Raw genomic sequence first — 17,594 nt, forward strand, 5'->3', positions numbered from 1 at the left:
CTGACTGTTTGCTGAAAGTAATTGATTAATCTGTATTTGCCTAGGCAAACATTATGCCAAATAAAAACCCCGGTTCCGGGGGCAAGCATTGGGGGACTGGCGGCGTCACCGTTCCGGCGCCGTGCCCGAGGCCGAGCCGTTGGCGATCATGCGACGCAGGAAATGCATCAGCTGCGTTACTTCATCGGCCGAAAAACCGCGCAGGTGATGATTGAGCGAACGGGCGATGTTGGGCGCGATTTCGCGGGCCTTGGCTTCGCCCAGTTCCGTCAATTCAATCTTCACGACACGGCGGTCCTGCTGGCTGCGGTTGCGCCGCAGCAGGCCTTTTGCCTCTAAGCGGTCAAGCGCGCGGGTCATGGCGCCGGTGTCCATGTCGTTCAGGCGGGCCAGTTCGGCCGGGGTGTCGGCGCGCCCCAGAAAGACCATGGCCAGCGGACGCCATTGCATCGCGGTCAGGTCAAGCGGGGCCATTTCCTGGTCCAGCATTCGGGTCAGCGAGTGATAGACCAGCTTGATGAGGTAGCCGGCGTTCTCTTCCCCCATGCAGCGGTGATCGCTGCGGTAATGGACGGGGGAATCGGCGGCGGGCGGGGCAGTTTCGGCATTCATGGGCCGAATTTTACTGCCTAGTCAGTTATTGTCAAGGCTGCGAATTCGGCGCGTTATGGGCCTCGGGCGCGCCCTTGCGCAGGCCCGACCAGACGATTGCGGCGACGATCAGGGCCGCGCCCGCCATCATGCGCGGCGTGGGTTCCTGGCTGAACAGCGCCCATGCAAAGGCAATGGCATAGACCGGTTCCAGCGCAATCACCAGCCCGGCCGTGCGTGCGTTAAGCCGCGTCAGGCTGGAGACAAACAGGTAGTGCGACAGCCCCGTGCAGAACACGCCCAGCAAGGCCAGCCAGAACCAGTCCACCGCCGGCAGCGCCGGCAGCTGGCCCACCGCAAACGGCACCATCACCAACGCCACGACGACGTTTTGCCAGCAGGCCACCTGCATCGGGTCCATGCCGGACGCAGAGCGGCGGTTGCTCAGGGCAAGCAGTGCAAACGTCAGGCCGGACAACAAGCCCCAGGCCAGGCCGATGGTGCCCTGGTCCGCCAGGTCGAAAGACGGGGTGACCAGGATGAGCCCGGCCGTGACCAGACCCAGCAACATCCATTCGCCGGCGCGGATGCGTTCGCGAAAAAGCAGGCCTTCGAATAGCGTGATGAAGGCCGGGAAGCTGGCGAAGCCCAGCGTGGCAATGGCGATGCCCCCGACCTTGACCGAAATGAAGAACGTGACCCAGTGCGCGGCCAGCAGCGCGCCGGCCAGCACCAGCACGAACAGTTGCGCGGGCGTCAGCACACCTAGCAGCGGCTTGCCGCGCAGCCGGGCAAAGACCCCCAGCGACATCACCGCGAAGAGGGCGCGGCCCAGCGTGATGACGGCGGCGCTGGCTTGTATCAACTCCCCGAAAACGCCGGTCAGGCCGAAAAGCACGGCGGCAATATGGATATTCGTTAGAGCGCGTTGTCGGGTCATGCCTGGGGTGTCGATGCCAAAAAGCGATGTTGGGGCGTGCAAATCGGCTTGCACTGAATCTAAAATCATCGCATGAATCGTATTGCCAAGCTTTTGCCGCTCTATAGCCCGTCCGGTCGCGTGGCCGGAATCCTCATGGCGATGCTTGGCGCGGTGCTGTTTTCCGCGAAGGCGATTGTCGTCAAGTTCACCTATCGCTATGGGATTGACGCCGTTACGTTGATCGCCTTTCGCATGCTGTTCGCGATGCCGTTCTTCGCGGCGGTGGCCTGGTACCAGTCGCGCCGCGCGGCGCGGGGCGAGATCGTCGTCATGACTCCGAAGGAGCGCGTGCAGGTCATCGTGCTGGGGCTGCTGGGCTATTACCTGTCCAGTTTCCTGGATTTTCTGGGGCTGCGCTATATCACCGCCAGCCTTGAACGCTTGATCCTGTTTCTGTCCCCATCGCTGGTGGTGCTGCTGTCCGCGTTCTGGTTCAAGCGGCCCATCGAGCGCCGGCAGTGGCTGGCCATGGTGCTGTCTTATACGGGCGTGGTGCTGGTGTTTGCCCACGACCTGTCCTTCGGTGCCGGCAACGAGGTGCTGTTAGGGTCTTTGTTCGTTTTTGGCTCGGCGGCAAGCTATTCTGTGTACCTGATTTGTTCGGGCGAACTGATCAAGCGGGTCGGGCCGACGCGCCTGGTGGCCTACGCCATGCTGGTGTCGTGCATCGCCTGCATCATCCAGTTTTTTGTGATCCACCCGCCGTCAATGTTGATCCAGCCGGCGGGTGTGTATGGATATTCCGTTATTCACGCCACCTTGAACACGGTGGTGCCGGTGTTCATGCTGATGTGGGCGGTATCGCTGATCGGCGCGCCGACGGCCTCGTTGCTGGGCATGATGGGGCCGGTGTCGGTGCTGTTCCTGGCGTCGTGGTTCCTGGACGAGCCCATCACGGTATGGCAGATGGCGGGCACGGCCTTGGTGTTGACCGGCGTATTCGCATTGATGGGCGGCGGCGCCGGCAAAGCGGCACCGGTCGCCCCGCGCGAGGCCCCGCTGCCGCCGCGTTGAAATCTGGTTTTCTTGGTTTATTCGCATCACTTTCATTTAAAGGAGGCCAGCATGGCCAGCAATCTCGTCAAGGCAATTCGTATCGAGCAACACGGTGGTCCCGAAGTCCTGAAGCTGGTTGACGTGGAAGTGCCGGCGCCGGCCGCCAATGAAGTCACGATCGAACAGCACGCCGCTGGCCTGAACTTCATCGACATTTATTTCCGCACGGGCCTGTACCCCCATCCGTTGCCGCATGGCCTGGGCTTTGAAGCCGCCGGCGTGGTCACTGCCGTGGGCGCCGACGTCAAGCACCTGAAAAAGGGCGACCGCGTCGCGTACGGCCAAAGCCCCATCGGCGCGTATGCGCAGGCGCGCAATGTGCCCGCCAACCAGGTCGTGAAGGTGCCCAAGGGCATCGGCTTTGACGAGGCCGCCGCGCTGATGCTCAAGGGCTTGACGGTGCAATACCTGTTCCGCCAGACCTATCGCCTGCAAGGCGGTGAAACCATTCTGTTCCACGCGGCTGCTGGTGGCGTGGGCCTGATCGCCTGCCAATGGGCCAAGGCCCTGGGCGTGAAGCTGATCGGCACCGTGTCCAGCCCGGAAAAGGCCGAACTGGCCCGCGCCAACGGCGCCTGGGAAACCATCGACTACTCGCGCGAAAACGTCGCCGAGCGCGTGCTGGAATTGACCAAGGGCAAGAAAGTGCCGGTTGTGTACGACGGCGTGGGCAAGGACACCTGGGAAACCTCGTTGGACTGCATCGAGCCGCGCGGCCTGATGGTCAGCTTCGGCAACGCGTCCGGTCCGGTCGCCGGCGTCAACCTGGCCGTGCTGAACCAGAAGGGCAGCCTGTACGTGACGCGTCCGTCGCTGGGCGTGCATGTGAACACGCTGGAAAAGCTGCAAGCTGCCTCGGAAGAAGTGTTCGACCTGGTCTTGAAGAAGAAGATCAAGGTGCGCATCGACCAGCGCTATTCGCTGGAGCAAGCGGGCGAAGCGCAGACCGCGCTGGCCTCGCGCAAGACCACCGGCGCCACCGTGCTGATGCTGGACTGATCCGCCAGAATCGGCTGCCGGCCCTCGGGCCGGATCATGCCGTAGCCGGCTGAACCAGGGCCGGGCAAGACGCGCAATGCGCGGCTTGCCCGGCCCTTTTTGCTGCCGCGCGCCGTGCGCAGAATGACAAATCCCCATGCACGGCCCGACAAGCCTGCGCGCAATGCCGTTGCTATTCTGGCTCCACACTTTTTGTTGGAGCGTTCAGATGTCTTCAGCACGCAGCAGCGCCGCCGACACCGCCGCCAGCGACCGCCCGGAACTGGCCGCCATCCGGGAATTCATGCTGATAGACGGGCAGCCGGTACACGAAGGGCAGGGCCAGCCGATCCCCGTGTACGACCCAGCCACCGGCCGCGTCATCGCCCACCAGCCCGATGCCGGGCCCGCCCAGGTGGATCTGGCGGTACAAGCGGCGCGGCGCGCCTTTACCTCGGGCCCGTGGCGCGACATGCTGCCCGCCGGCCGCGAACGGCTGCTGCCGAAGCTGGCCGACCTGCTTGAACAGCACGGTACGGAACTGGCCCGTCTGGAAACGTTGAACAACGGCAAGCTGCTGGGCATTGCGCAGGGGCTGGAAGTGGGCGCGGGGGCACAGTGGCTGCGCTACATGGCCGGATGGGCCACCAAGATCACGGGCGACACACTGTCGCTGTCGATTCCGTTTCCCTCCGGCGTGCAGTACAGCGCCTACACGCGGGCGCAGCCGGTCGGGGTGGTCGGCGCCATCATTCCGTGGAATTTTCCCTTGTTGATGGCGGTGTGGAAGATCGCGCCCGCGCTGGCCACCGGCTGCACCGTTGTCCTCAAGCCCGCCGAAGAAACCCCGCTGACCGCGTTGCGGCTGGCCGAATTGGTGCTTCAGGCTGGCTTTCCACCGGGCGTCGTCAATGTCATCACTGGCCGTGGCGAGACCACCGGCGCGGCGCTGGTCGCGCATCCGGGGATCAACAAAATTGCCTTCACCGGCTCTACCGAGGTCGGCAAGCTGATCGGCCGGGCCGCCATGGACGACATGAAGCGCGTGTCGCTGGAACTGGGCGGCAAATCCCCCGTCATCGTGCTGGATGACTGCGACGTGGACCGCGCCGTGCAAGGCGCCGCCGCCGCCATCTTCTTCAACCAGGGTCAGGTATGCACGGCGGGTTCGCGCCTGTACGTGCAACGTGGCCTGTATGACAAGGTGGTGCCGGGGCTGGCCGCCGTGGCCGCCGGCATGACGCTGGGGTCGGGCTTTGATCCCGCCACGCAGATCGGGCCGCTGATTTCGGCGCGCCACAAGCAGCGTGTCATGGACTACATCGGTATCGGCCGCGCCGAAGGCGGGCGGGTACTGGCCGGGGGCGTGGCAGGCGATGGCGATGGCTACTTCGTGCGTCCCACCGTGTTCGCCGACGTACCGCAACAAGCGCGCATCACCCAGGAAGAAGTCTTCGGGCCCGTCGTCGTGGCGCAATCGTTCGACACGCTGGATGACGCGGTGCGTCTGGCCAACGACAGCGCGTTCGGACTGGGCGCCAGCATCTGGAGCAACGACCTGACGCGCGTGCAGCGCCTGATCCCGCAAATCGATGCGGGCACGGTGTGGGTCAACACGCACAACATGCTGGACCCCAACATGCCGTTTGGCGGGTTCAAGCAATCGGGCGTCGGCCGCGAACATGGCAGGGCGGTGATTGAGATGTATCTGGAGAAGAAGTCGGTTTGCATCGCGTACTAGAACGCAGGATGCGGGACGCTTCGCCCGACGAAACCGTGGCGATCGCGCGCAGCCACCCACTGGCGCTTGAGCTTACCCACCCGGTCAACGACGCCAACCAGATTCAAAGGCAGTACATCCACGACCTCAAGGTCGAGAACGGGCCTGGGATGCGCGGCGTGCAGCTGCGCTACGTCTACGCCTTCCAGGGAATCGGATCATGACACCAGGAGAATATCGATGATTGCGCTGCAAGCCAGATCACGGGCGTTGCGGGTAGGCCGATGGGCGCTGTGCGCCGCCTTGGTCAGCGCCACGGGCCTAGCCTGGGCCGACCTGCCCATAGAAGAGCTGAAGGGCGGCACCCGCTTGCCCCCGGCCAACGCGCACCGGCTTTACGTCGTGGACGTGGCCTTCAACCATATGGTCGACAGCCGGATCCACGTCTACGACGGTGACACCGGCAAATTCCTCGGCCTGGTGCCCACATCGCTCAACGGCCACATGACGGTATCGGCCAACGGCCAGGACATCTACGTCATGACGTCCTATTACGAGCGGCTCAATCGCGGCAAGCGCACCGACGTCATCGAAGCGTGGGACGCCGAAACGTTGACGCCGAAGTACGAAGTGCCGATTCCGAACAAGCGGGCGCAAGCGCTGAACTATCGCAATTATCTGCGCCAGACCACGGACGGTGAACTGCTGTTGGCGCAGAACGCCACGCCGGCCACGTCAGTCACCGTGGTCGATCTGAAAACGCGTCAGTTCACCGACGAAATCACGGCGACGGCGGGGTGCTGGAGCGTCATCCCGTTGCCGTCCCGCCCGCGCAGCTTCACCACCCTCTGCGGTGATGGCGCGCTGCTAACCATCGACCTGGACGCCGCGGGCAAGCCCGCCGCCCAGCAGCGCAGCAAGCCGATGTTCGACGTGGAAAAAGACCCCGTCTTCACGCACACCGAGAACCTGGGCGACACCTTCTACTTCGTGTCTTTCAACGGCAACGTCTACACCGCCGATTTCAGCGGCAAGGATGTGCAATTTGGCGCGCCATGGTCTTTGCTGGATGCCACCGGCAAAGATCGCGGCTGGCGGCCCGGCGGCTACAACCTGCTGGCCGTCAACCGCGCGTTGAAGCGGCTGTACGTGGGCATGCATCCCAACGGAGCGGAAGGCACGCACAAGAATCCCGCTGCCGAGATCTGGGTCTACGACCTGGAATCCCGCAAGCGCATCGCGCGCGTGCCGGGCAAGGGCGCCGTGTCGATGTCCGTTTCGCAGGACGACCAGCCCCGCCTGTTCACCATCGACGGCAGCAACGTCAGCGTGTTCGACGCCGTGCCGACGGCGCCGGTGTTCAAGACCACCATTCAGGCCGCGGGCGAAACCGCGGTGCAGGTCGAGCCGCAACCCGTCCGGAGCACGCCATGAATGACCCCGTGCTGTTCTACGGCGCCAGCGCCGCGCTGGCATGCGTGCTGCTGTTGGGCGCGCTTGAAAAGATCAAGGACCTGACGGCGTTCACAGCGGCCGTATCCGGTTACGACCTGCTGCCGGCCGGCCTTGTGGGCGTGTTTGCACGAGGCTACGTGCTTGCCGAGATCGCGGCGGGCGCATTGCTGCTGATCCCGGGGCGCCAGCCGCTTGGCGCCGCGCTGGCCTTGGGCGTGCTGGCCGTGGCAACCCTGGCGCTGGCGATCAACCTGGCGCGCGGGCACCGGGATATCGATTGCGGATGTTCGGGGCCGGTTGCCAAGGCGCCGGGTGCGCCGCATGGCGGCCTGACAGGGTGGCTGGTGCTGCGCAACGGCGCGCTGGCGCTATGGACGCTGCCGGCGCTGGCATCGCTGTCGGGCCATGCGCGCGGCCTGCAATGGGCGGACGCCGCTGCCGTGTTCGGCCTGGCGATGACCGCCGTGGGCCTGTACTTCACCGCCAATCACCTATTGGCCTCGCATCTCAAGCTACGGAACCTTTGAAGGAGTTTCATATGGATGCCTTGATCATTTCCAATTTCCTGTTGTGGGGCGTGGTGCTGTGCCTGGTGCTGGTCATCCTGGCCCTGTCGCGTCAGATCGGCGTGCTGTATGAACGCGTGGCGCCGATGGGGGCGCTGACGATGGACAAGGGCCCCGCCGTGGGCGAGCCCGCGCCGCACTTTGCCTTGCCCGATCTGCTGGGCCGCCGCATCACCATCGGTGAACGCGGCCAACACAGCCAGCTGCTGTTCTTTCTGTCGCCCACCTGCCCGGTGTGCAAGAAGCTGTTGCCCATCCTGAAATCGGTGGCCGCCACGGAAAACGCGTGGTTGCGCATCGTGCTGGCCAGCGATGGCGAGATGCCCGAGCATCTTGCGTTCTACAAGCAGGCTGGCCTGGAAAGATTCCCCTACGTGCTGTCGACCGAACTGGGCATGAAGTTCCAGATCAGCAAGCTGCCTTACGCGGTGCTGCTGGATGAAACCGGCACCCTGCGCGCCAAGGGGCTGATCAACTCCCGCGAGCAACTTGAAAGCCTGTTCACGGCCAAGGAACTTGGCGTGGCGTCGGTACAGGAATTCCTGGCCGCGGGCACGCTGGACGAAACCCAGATTTCCCGCAAGGAGAGCCGCAATGCACTGGCTGGATAAATTGGGAGAGCGCGCCACGCGCTCGGTAGCGCACGCCACGTCGCGGCGCAGCGTGTTGAATCGCATCGGCAAGCTGCTGGTCGGCACCGCGTTTCTGGTGCCGGTGCTGCCGGTGGCCCGCTCGGCGCCTGCCGCCGCGAAGAAGCCGCAAACCGACGACACGGCTTGCGACTACTGGCGCTATTGCGCGGTGGACGGGTTTTTATGTTCGTGCTGCGGCGGCAGCATGACATCGTGCCCGCCCGGCACCTCGCCGTCCGCCGTGTCGTGGGTGGGCACCTGCCATAACCCGCTGGACGGCAAGGACTATCTCATCAGCTACAACGACTGCTGCGGCAAGACGGCTTGCGGCAAGTGCATGTGCGCGGCCGCCGAGCGCGAGCGCCCGGGCTATCAGATGTTCCTGCACAACGACGTGAACTGGTGCATGTCGAACGAGTCCTCGATCTTTCACTGCACAACGTCGGTGATCGTGGGCATGGCCAAACCGCAGCCGAAGGCGCCGGCCAAACCATGAGGCAGGGCGGCAACGCGCGCATGCGACGGCGGTGCTTGGCAACAGCCCTCGTCCTGCTCTTGGCGGGGCGGGCGGCGGCCCAGGGCGATACCGCCCCGACCGACCGCCTGCGGCAGGCCGCCAGGGCCGACTACGTCCTGCAATGCGCGGGTTGCCATCGCGGGGATGGTCGCGGCAGCAACCCGCACGGCGTTCCCGATTTTCGGCAGTCGGTGGGAGCGTTCGTGCACTTGCCCGCCGGACGCGAATATCTGGTCCGGGTGCCGGGCGCCGCGCATTCGCAGCTGAGTCATGCCGAGCTTGCCGACGTGCTGAATTGGGTGCTGACCGAATTCAGCCCGGCCCAGTTGCCGGCGGATTTTGTTCCCTATGACGAAGCGGAAGTGGCCGCGGCCCGGCCGCGCCGTTATGACGATGTGGTGCCCGTTCGGCATGAATTGGCCAAGGCGTTGGCGGCAATGGGCTTCACCTTGTCTGATTATTCTTACGGTAATGACAGAAAGCCCTAGTCCGGACAATTTTTAGGGGTTGTCACCGATACTCGCCCGCCAGGCGTGGTGCTAGAAAGAGGCAGCATCCATCCACCGAACGCTGTAGCTGTGCCACGGGGCTAGCCGATCCAGGCACAAAAGGCACGCCGTTTCCAGACGCCGGAGTCGCCATGTCATCGTCCTTGTTGCGCAGCACGCCCAGCCATTTTCTGGATTGCGCCAGCTGGCAGGAAAGCATCAGCAGCACCTTCGTACCGTTGGAAGTATCGGCGGTATCTTCCGCGCGCTTTCGCAATAGCGTGGCGGTGGATTCGCTGGGTTGGATGCACGTTAGCGAATTGCGCAGCAGCGCGCAGCGCGTGCGCCGCAGCAAGCTGCTGGCGGGCCAGTCCGAGCAGGCGGGCTACAAAGTCACGCTGCAACTGTCGGGCCGCAGCGAAATTCGCCAATCCAGTCGCAGCGCCTTGCTGACGCCGGGCGAATGGAGCATCTACGACACGACGCGTCCCTACGAGGTTGACGTTGACGAGGGTGCGCATTTCCTGGTGATGCAGGTGCCGGGCAAGCATGCCGAGACCTGGCAGCCGCACATGCACAACGCGGTGGCGCGCAGCTTCAGCGCACGGCAAGGCTGCGGCCGCATGGCGATGGATCTGCTGCGGGTGGCGCTGAACGAGCACGCCCATCTGTCAGAAAGCGCCGCGCGCGACGCCGCCAACGCGGTGCTGCAAATGATGGGGTTGGATATCAGCGAGCGGACGGGAGGGCAGCTCGAACAAGACCAGATCGGGGTCAAGCAGGCGCAATTGCGGCGCGTGCAGCAGCACATCATGGAAAATCTGCACGATCCGAATCTGTCGCCGGCCTCGACCGCGGCGGTGTTTCGGATGTCGCGCCGCTATCTGTACAACCTGTTTGCGCTGGCATCGACGACGCCGGCCGAATTCATTCTTGGCACCCGGCTGCAACGCAGCCGCGACGTGCTGCGCGATGCCACGCAGTCGGCGCGGCAGATCGGTGATATCGCGTATCGCTTTGGATTTTCAGATGCGGCGCGCTTCAGTCACGCTTTCCGCAAGCGCTTCGGCGCGTCGCCGTCGGAATATCGGCGGCAAGGGCGTTGACGGGCTGAGCCGACGGTAGAAGGCAGGGGCCGACAGCGCAAGTGTCGGCCGGTATTTACAGCTGCTCTTCGTTGATCAGGTCTTCTTTGCCGTAGAACTTCACGCCGATGTGAATGCGGTCGCGACCTTGCGCGCGGCGATGGCGGTTGGTGTCGCGCAGCGAATACACGCAGCCGCAATATTCCTGCTGATAGAAGTTTTCGCGCTTGCTGATTTCGATCATGCGGGCCGAACCGCCGCCTTTGCGCCAGTTGTAGGTCCAGTAGATCAGATCGTCGTAGCGGGCGGCAGCGCGTTCGCCGCAGCCGTTGATCTGGTTCATGTCTTTCCAGCGCGAAATGCCCAACGAGCTGGTGATGGTGTCAAAGCCGTGCTCGTGCGCGTACAGGGCAGTGCGTTCAAAGCGCATGTCGAAGCAGGCGGTGCAGCGTTCGCCGCGCTCGGGGGCGTCTTCCATGCCCTTGACGCGGTCGAACCAGTTGTCCATGTCGTAGTCGGCGTCGATGAATTCGATGCCGTGCTGCTCGGCAAAGCGGATGTTTTCCTGCTTGCGGATCTCGTACTCTTTTACCGGATGAATGTTCGGGTTATAGAAGTAGATCGCGTAGTCGATGCCGGAAGCCGTCATGGCTTCCATGACCTCGCCAGAACAGGGCGCGCAGCACGAGTGCATCAGCACTTTGCTCCGGCCGGCGGGAAGGTCAAGCTTGGGGCGGACGAGTTCGGACATGGCGTGCAAGGGAAAAAGACGAAAAACGCCTTATTTTACCGCGAGTTGCCGCGCCCGGGCCGGCGCTTGGGCGATGACCCGGGCCACCACTCGGCCCAAGGTCACGTGTCACCCAAGCTGTGCCCCAAGCTGTGACCCCGGCTGCGGCCCCATCACCGAATCCCACAGCTCGCGCACCGCCGTGCGTTCGTCCACCAGCTGATCCGGCCCCACCCGCGCCTTTTCCACGCCCTGCATGCGCAGCTGATGCTGCACGCGGCGCAAGGTGCGGTAGGCGTCGGCGGCGCGTGCCGCGAGCTCGGGTGCGATCAGCCCGGCTTCGCCGGCCAGGCGCAACAGCGTGATGTTGCCCAGGTTCTTCACAAACACGGGGTGCGTGCCCGCATAGCAAAGCACCAGGTACTGCGTCACGAATTCCACGTCGACCATCCCGCCGCGGTCGTGTTTCAAATCAAACTGCTGGCTGGTGTTGGGATGGCCGGCGTTGATCTTTTCGCGCATGGCCAGCACTTCGTTGCGCAGGGCGGCGGGGTCGCGCGGCTGCACCAGGATCGCCTCGCGGATGGCTTCGAAACGGGCGCCCACGTTGGTATCCCCAGCCGCAAAGCGCGCGCGGGTCAACGCCTGGTGTTCCCAGGCCCAGGCATGCTTGTGCTGGTATTGCTCGAACGCTTCCACGGATACGGCCAGCAGCCCGGCGTCGCCATCGGGCCGCAAGCGCAGGTCCACTTCATACAGCCGGCCCGACGAAGTCATCGTCGACAGCCACGATGTCATGCGACGGCCTAGCTTGGCGTAGACCTCGGCGGCGTCCTCGCGCGCATCGTCGAACAGAAACACCAGGTCCAGGTCGGACGCGTAGCCCAGTTCCTTGCCGCCCAGCTTGCCGTACGCGATGACGGCGAATCGGGGCGGCTCGCCTTCCAGCTTGTTCACCAGCGGCCAGGCGCGGCGAATGGTCTCGGTCAGCAGCAGGTCGGCCAGCGCCGACAATTGGTCGGCCAGCTTTTCAACCGTGAGTTCGCCTTCCAGATCCTGCGCCAGCAGCTGGAAGCTGGCCTGGCGCTGTACGTCGCGCATCAGGTTCATCTGACGCTCGATGTCCGGCGAGCCATCTGGCAGTCGGCAAGCATCCAGGTCGGCGGTCAACTGCCGCGCGATCTGCGCGAAGTCCAGCGGTTGGAATAAGGTGCGCCAGTCGATCAGGCTGTCTAGCAGCAAGGGGTGCTGCGTCAGATACTGCGCGGCCCACGGGCTGGCCGCCACCATGCGCGCCACGCGCGCCAGGGTGTCGGGGTATTCGGCCAACAGCGCCAGGTAGGCGCTGCGTTGGGCAATTTTCTCGATCAGGTCAAACAGGCGGACAGCGGCGTTCAAGGGCGCCGGAGTCTGCCGCGCGGCGCGCAGCGCGGCGGGCAGCAGGGCTTCCATGCGGCGGCGGCTGCTTTCGGGCAGGCTGCGTACGCGATGGCTGCCCAACAGGGTCTCGGTACGCCGCAACAGGTCTTGGGCCTCGTCGCCGAAAGCCTGGCGGATCTGCTCGGCCAATTCGCATTCGTTGTCAGGCTCTTCGGCGTCGTCAGCAGCCTCGCCCGACGTGCCGGTGTCCTCGGCATCGCCCATGCCCACCATGCGGAACACGTTGCGGAACGTTTGCGAGACGAATTTGCGGTGCGCGGCCAGCGTGCTTTCAAAATCGTCATGGCTCATGCCCAGCGCGGCGGCCAGCGCGGCTCGCTGTTCGGCGTCGCCGGGCAACAGATGAGTCTGTTCGTCTTCGCGGTACTGCAAGGCGTGTTCGGTGCGGCGCAGGTAGCGATAGGCCTCTTCAAGGCGGCGCGCGTCGTCCTCCGGCACCAGCCCGGCCACGCGCTCGGCGTGCAGCGCTTCCAGGAGGCCGCGTTTTTGCAGGGCGGGCATGCGACCGCCGCGTATCAGTTGGGCCAGTTGCACCACGAATTCGATCTCGCGGATGCCGCCGTCGCCCAGCTTGATATTGTTGGCGCTGTCGATGCCGTTGCGCGCCATGGCGCGACGTTGCCAGTCTTGGCGGATACGTTCGCGCAGCGCGCGCAACGCGGCCAGCGCATCAAAGTCAAAATACTTGCGATAGACGAACGGCACCCGCAGGCTTTCCAGCTGGCGGGCCTGGGCGGCGCTGTCGCTGCCTTCAAACGCCTGGGCGGGCATGAGGCGCGCCTTCAGCCAGGCATAACGCTCCCATTCGCGGCCCTGGCCGATCAGGTAGTGCTCCAGCGCGTCCAGACTCCAGGCCAGCGGGCCGGCGTCGCCGTCGGGTCGCAGGCGCAGGTCCGTGCGAAATACCTGGCCGTTCGCATCCACTTCCGAAATCACCGGCATCATGCGCCGGGTGAGCCTACCGTAGAACTCGTGGTGGCTGATGCGGCGCGGGCCGTCGGTTTCGCCTTCTTCGCCATACAGCATGATCAGGTCGATGTCCGAGGACACGTTCAGCTCGCACCCGCCCAGCTTGCCCATGCCGACGATCAGCATTTCCTGGGGCTTGCCGGTGGCCGGGTCGCGCGGCACACCGTGCACGGCCGCCAAGTCGGTGGCCACACTGCGGTAGGCTTGCGCCACCGCGATGTCCGCCAGCGTGGTCATTGCGCCGACCACTTCTTCCAGATCGGCCTGGCCGGACAAGTCCCGCACGATCAATACGCTGAATACGCGTTCGCGTAATTTGCGCAGCACCATGCGGCAGGTGTCCACGGGCAGGATGTCCGGCGCGCCGGGGCCCGCCAGTTCGGCCTGCCATTGCGCCATGCGAGCGGCGGTAACCGGTTGCTGCACGGCCTCTGCGAGCCAGGCGGCCAAGTCGGGATGGGCGTCCAGTCGGCGGCGCAAATGGCCGGACCAGGCAAGGGCGGGGGCAAGCGAAGAGGGCGAGGACATGGCGTGGAGGCGGCAGACGAATGGACGCGTTTCAGGTATAAGTGGGGACGATACCGCAAGACATATTCTCCTGCCCACCGATCCGTGTCTGTTTCAAAAAAAGCCCCCGTGCCGCGCACGCGTAGCGTGCTCTGCTGCCTGTTCTGGGCCGCGCTGATCATCTATGGCGTGGTGGCGGTCGGCTTTCTGAGCGTGCGCTATTGGGTATTGCCCCGTGTGGGCGAATGGCGTCCACAGATCGAAGCGTACGCCAGCGAAGCACTGGGTGCGCGCGTCACCATCGGGGACATCAAGGCCGAGTGGCAGGGCCTGAACCCCCGGCTGGACCTGACCTCGGTTCAAGTCGTGGACGACAGCGCCACGCCAGTTCTGTCCCTGCCTTCCGTATCCGCCGTGCTGGCGTGGCGCAGCGTGCTGACTTTGTCGCCCCGCCTGGTGCGCTTGCAGGTGCGCAAGCCTGAATTGACCCTGCGCCGCGATCCCGATAATCATCTGTGGGTGGCTGGCCAGAACATCGATCTGAATGCCAGCGATCATCGGTCCGACCTGGACCACCCCGCATTGCGCTGGCTGGTGCGCCAGCGCGAGTTGGCCATCAACGACGCGACCATCATCTGGCAAGACGATTTACGCCGCGCGCCCGCGCTGCCGTTGACCGGCGTTGACTTCGTCATGCGCAACGGCAGCCTGTCGCATCGCTTCGTGCTGCGCGCCTCGGCCGGTGATGCATTGGCGCGCAAGGTCGAACTGCGTGGCGAATTCAATCGCAGCCTGTTCGCGGCGAATTCGGCCAATCCCGCCAACTGGAGCGGCCAGCTTTATACAGAGCTTGATGACGTCGAACCGCAAGCGTGGGCGCCGTGGGTACCGGCCCCCGTCATCTCGGGACGCATCGCCGCCCGTGCGTGGCTGCAACTGGAACGCGGCAAGTTCACTGACCTGACGACCGACGTGGCGGTACGCGGCGTGGACTGGGTGGCCGCCACGGACGGTACGGCGGTACGCGGCGCATCGGCGCAATTTCGTTTGCAGGGGCTGCCCGGGGACTTTTTCCAAGTAGAAGGGGTGCCGTTGGCGCGTAGCCCGGGGGCAGCCGATGTATCGCTGAAGGGCGCGGCGCAGCACCTGCAAGTGACGCTTCCGGGCGTGTTCCAGGAGCCGACCCTGATCGCGCGTGAATTGGCCGTGGATGCGCAGGTGAAAGGGCCGGATGCCAAGAACTGGTTTGTCGATGTGGCCCGATTGCACGTGGTGAACGACGATCTGGACGTGCGCTTGCAGGGCCAGTGGAAGCGCGAAGGCAAGACGGCGGCGGGCAGCGTCGACATGCGCGGCACGATGGTGCGTGGCGCCATGTCAGCCATCCATCGCTACCTGCCGCTAGAAGTCAACGCCGACGCCCGCGAATGGCTGGCGGGGGGCTTGCCCGCAGGCGAAATGCGGTCGGCCTCCATCTTGCTCAAGGGCGATCTGGACGATTTTCCATTCGCCGCGCCGAACGCCGTGGGCGAATTCGTCATCGCCGGCGCGTACGCCGGCGCCAAGGTCGATTACGCGCCGCCCGGCCAGCGACGCAAGGGCTGGCCCATGTTGGAGAACCTGTCCGGCAATTTCCGTATCGACAAGGTCAGCCTGACGCTGGATAGCGCCGGGGGCGCCACTGCGAGCACCGGGCCGGGGCAGACGCTGAATATGGGGGCGGTGACAGCCACGATCCCCAACATGGACCAGGGCGCGGAATTGTTGCTCAACGGCGAGACGTACGGTCCGGTGTCGGCCTATCTGGCGATGGCGGCCAATTCCCCGCTTGGCGGGTTGCTCGACGGGGCGCTGGACGAGGCGCGCGGCACCGGCGACTGGCGGGTGCCGCTGAAACTTAAGGTGCCGTTGTTGAACACCGACGACACGCAGGTGCAGGGTCACATCCTGTTCTCGGACAACAGCTTTACCTTTATGCCGGAAATGCCCTTGCTCAAGGAGATGCACGGCGATCTGGAATTCTCTGAAAAAGGGGTGCAGACCAAAGAGCTGCGCGCGCAGTTCCTGGGCGGGCCCGTAAAGATTTTCGGCACCCTGGCGCAGAACTCGGACGCACTTCAGTTTGAAGGGACACTGACGGCGGGCGGATTGACGCAACTGGGCAATATGCCCTCGATGTCGCGCTTTTCGGGCAAGACGGCCTACAAGGGGCGGCTGGGCTACCAGAAGGGCGGGTCGGTCGAGATCTCGATGGAATCGAATCTCTCGGGCATGGCCATCGACATGCCGGCGCCGGTGGGCAAAGCGGCTTCGTCATCGCAATTACTGAAATTGCAGTGGGGCGCGGCCCAGGACCGCGGCACGAAAGACCGCCGCTGGCTGACGGCCAGCCTGGGCGAAAACGTCAACGCGCTGTTCGAGCGTGACCCGGCCGACGCGTCTCCGTCTTATTTTGCCCGCGGCGCGTTGGGCATCGGCCGGCCCGCCAGCCTGCCGGACCGCGGAATGAGCCTGAACGCCAGCCTGCCCGAACTGGACATGGACGGCTGGGAAGCCGTAGTGAACGGCTTCGATACGCCGTCGGGCAAAAGCGGCGGCAAAAAAGCCGCTGCGAAGCCGGTCTTTCCGCCGCCCGAACGCATCAGCCTTGCCACCGGCATGTTGCGCGCCAGCGGCTACACGCTTAATGACCTGACGCTGTATGCCATGCGTCCCGGGCCGTCTCAATGGCGGGTGGACATCCAGTCGCGCCAGGCCACCGGGTCATTGGAATGGCAGGAGGCCTCGGGCGCGATTGCGGGCCAGATCAAGGCGCGGATGAAGCACCTGGCGTTCGGGGGCGAGGGCGACTCCAACGAAGCCGATAAGGCCCTGGCGTCAGGCAACGATTTATCCGATATTCCCGCCATCGACCTGCAAGCCAAGGAGTTCTTTCTATATGGCAAGAACGTGGGCGAGCTTCAGGTGGTGGGCACGAACCTGGAACGCGGGCGCCAGTGGCGGCTGGACAAACTGACGATCACCAACGATGCCGCCAATCTGAACGCCACCGGCACGTGGCGGCTGGAAGGGCCGGATCGCGGCTTGAGCGTGGACGCCAACGCCAACTTCGTGGACCTGGGCAAGTTCATGAACCGCATCGGCTTCGAGAACGTCGTCTCCGCTGGCTCGGGCACGGCGCAAGGCAAGGCAACCTGGCGCAATCTGCCGTGGACGCACAACGTGGCGGACGTGTCGGGCGAGGTCGATATCAGCCTGGACAAGGGCCGATTCATGCATGTGAACTCCCGTACGGCGCGGCTGTTGGAGCTGTTATCGCTGCAATCGCTGCAACGGCTGGCGCGGTTGGACGTCAACCCGAGCAACCTGCTGCGCGACGGATTTCCGTTCGATACCATCCGGGGCCGCGTGAAGATGGCCGATGGGAAAATGTCCACCGAAGGCTACAAGATCAACGGGCCCGTGGCGGCAATTGTCCTGGCGGGCGGCGTCAACATCATCAGCGAACGCTGGGACTTGAAGGCGGTGGTCATCCCCAATCTGGACGCCAGCGGGGCCGCCATGGTGACGGCGCTCGCTGTGAACCCACTGATTGGCCTGGGCGCTTTTGTCACGCAATGGCTGCTGAAGCAACCCCTGGCGCGCGCGATGACGATGGAATATTCCGTGACGGGTAATTGGGACGATCCGCAGATCGAGCCCATCGAGGCGTCGGGCAAGTCGGGCGAAAAGTCGGGCGAAAAGTCGGGCGATAAGCCGGCAGACAAGCCGGCAGACAAGCAGACGCCGCGTCCATTCACGGCTCCCGCGCGTGGCGCCATGCCGGAATTCATTGAGCATTAGAGCCGGGCCAGGTAACCAGGCCCATAAAAAAACCG

General features: G+C 64.5%; 15 protein-coding genes. 11 read left to right on the forward strand and 4 right to left on the reverse strand.

The annotated features are described in order from the left end of the window. Positions 1-105: 105 nt before the first annotated feature. Both KYT87_RS08835 and KYT87_RS08840 read right to left on the reverse strand, forming a co-directional pair. Positions 106-612 carry a MarR family winged helix-turn-helix transcriptional regulator gene (locus tag KYT87_RS08835; RefSeq protein WP_082134389.1) on the reverse strand — a complete coding sequence of 169 codons (507 nt, stop codon included), beginning with the start codon at positions 610-612 and terminating at the stop codon, positions 106-108. 31 nt (positions 613-643) lie between these two features. Further along, entirely contained in the window at positions 644-1,531 is an 888-nt protein-coding gene (locus tag KYT87_RS08840; RefSeq protein ID WP_219992025.1) for a DMT family transporter, read from the reverse strand. A gap of 72 nt (positions 1,532-1,603) precedes the next feature. Here KYT87_RS08840 and KYT87_RS08845 point away from each other — a divergent pair, with 72 nt between their 5' ends. The 10 genes from KYT87_RS08845 (at position 1,604) to KYT87_RS08890 (ending at position 10,091) form a co-directional block, all read left to right on the forward strand. Beyond that, entirely contained in the window at positions 1,604-2,587 is a 984-nt protein-coding gene (locus KYT87_RS08845) for a DMT family transporter (RefSeq protein WP_046803726.1), read from the forward strand. Positions 2,588-2,638: 51 nt separating this feature from the next. Beyond that, positions 2,639-3,628: a quinone oxidoreductase gene (locus KYT87_RS08850; protein WP_046803725.1), complete on the forward strand. Its 990-nt coding sequence runs from the start codon at positions 2,639-2,641 to the stop codon at positions 3,626-3,628. Between the two features lie 208 nt (positions 3,629-3,836). Further along, entirely contained in the window at positions 3,837-5,348 is a 1,512-nt protein-coding gene (gene styD / locus KYT87_RS08855) for a phenylacetaldehyde dehydrogenase StyD (protein ID WP_219992026.1), read from the forward strand. Continuing rightward, positions 5,333-5,551, forward strand: coding sequence for a hypothetical protein (locus KYT87_RS08860; protein ID WP_255594018.1), 219 nt, complete (start codon positions 5,333-5,335; stop codon positions 5,549-5,551). Before styD ends, KYT87_RS08860 begins: the two co-directional genes overlap by 16 nt. A 16-nt stretch (positions 5,552-5,567) precedes the next feature. Further along, entirely contained in the window at positions 5,568-6,761 is a 1,194-nt protein-coding gene (locus tag KYT87_RS08865) for an amine dehydrogenase large subunit (protein ID WP_104145728.1), read from the forward strand. Continuing rightward, positions 6,758-7,309, forward strand: coding sequence for a MauE/DoxX family redox-associated membrane protein (locus KYT87_RS08870; RefSeq protein ID WP_219992027.1), 552 nt, complete (start codon positions 6,758-6,760; stop codon positions 7,307-7,309). The genes KYT87_RS08865 and KYT87_RS08870 overlap by 4 nt, the downstream gene beginning before the upstream one ends. An 11-nt stretch (positions 7,310-7,320) precedes the next feature. Continuing rightward, complete coding sequence (gene mauD / locus KYT87_RS08875; RefSeq protein WP_104145726.1) at positions 7,321-7,959, forward strand: methylamine dehydrogenase accessory protein MauD; 639 nt, start codon at positions 7,321-7,323, stop codon at positions 7,957-7,959. Next, positions 7,943-8,476 carry a methylamine dehydrogenase light chain gene (locus tag KYT87_RS08880; RefSeq protein ID WP_046803719.1) on the forward strand — a complete coding sequence of 178 codons (534 nt, stop codon included), beginning with the start codon at positions 7,943-7,945 and terminating at the stop codon, positions 8,474-8,476. The genes mauD and KYT87_RS08880 overlap by 17 nt, the downstream gene beginning before the upstream one ends. Before the next feature lie 35 nt (positions 8,477-8,511). Then, positions 8,512-8,985 (forward strand): cytochrome c, encoded by a 474-nt coding sequence (locus tag KYT87_RS08885; protein WP_255594019.1) that lies wholly within the window; start codon positions 8,512-8,514, stop codon positions 8,983-8,985. 152 nt (positions 8,986-9,137) lie between these two features. After that, entirely contained in the window at positions 9,138-10,091 is a 954-nt protein-coding gene (locus tag KYT87_RS08890) for a helix-turn-helix domain-containing protein (RefSeq protein ID WP_219992029.1), read from the forward strand. A gap of 55 nt (positions 10,092-10,146) precedes the next feature. Here KYT87_RS08890 and KYT87_RS08895 read toward each other — a convergent pair whose 3' ends face one another. Further along, positions 10,147-10,821 (reverse strand): epoxyqueuosine reductase QueH, encoded by a 675-nt coding sequence (locus tag KYT87_RS08895; protein WP_006218530.1) that lies wholly within the window; start codon positions 10,819-10,821, stop codon positions 10,147-10,149. A gap of 108 nt (positions 10,822-10,929) precedes the next feature. Further along, positions 10,930-13,737, reverse strand: coding sequence for a bifunctional [glutamate--ammonia ligase]-adenylyl-L-tyrosine phosphorylase/[glutamate--ammonia-ligase] adenylyltransferase (gene glnE / locus KYT87_RS08900; RefSeq protein WP_219992030.1), 2,808 nt, complete (start codon positions 13,735-13,737; stop codon positions 10,930-10,932). A 108-nt stretch (positions 13,738-13,845) separates the two neighbouring features. Here glnE and KYT87_RS08905 point away from each other — a divergent pair, with 108 nt between their 5' ends. Beyond that, positions 13,846-17,559, forward strand: a complete 3,714-nt coding sequence (locus tag KYT87_RS08905) for a YhdP family protein (RefSeq protein ID WP_304505149.1) — start codon at positions 13,846-13,848, stop codon at positions 17,557-17,559. Positions 17,560-17,594 lie beyond the last annotated feature (35 nt).

The organism is Achromobacter sp. ES-001 (assembly GCF_019448355.1).
GTDB classification, from domain to species: domain Bacteria; phylum Pseudomonadota; class Gammaproteobacteria; order Burkholderiales; family Burkholderiaceae_B; genus Achromobacter; species Achromobacter spanius_B.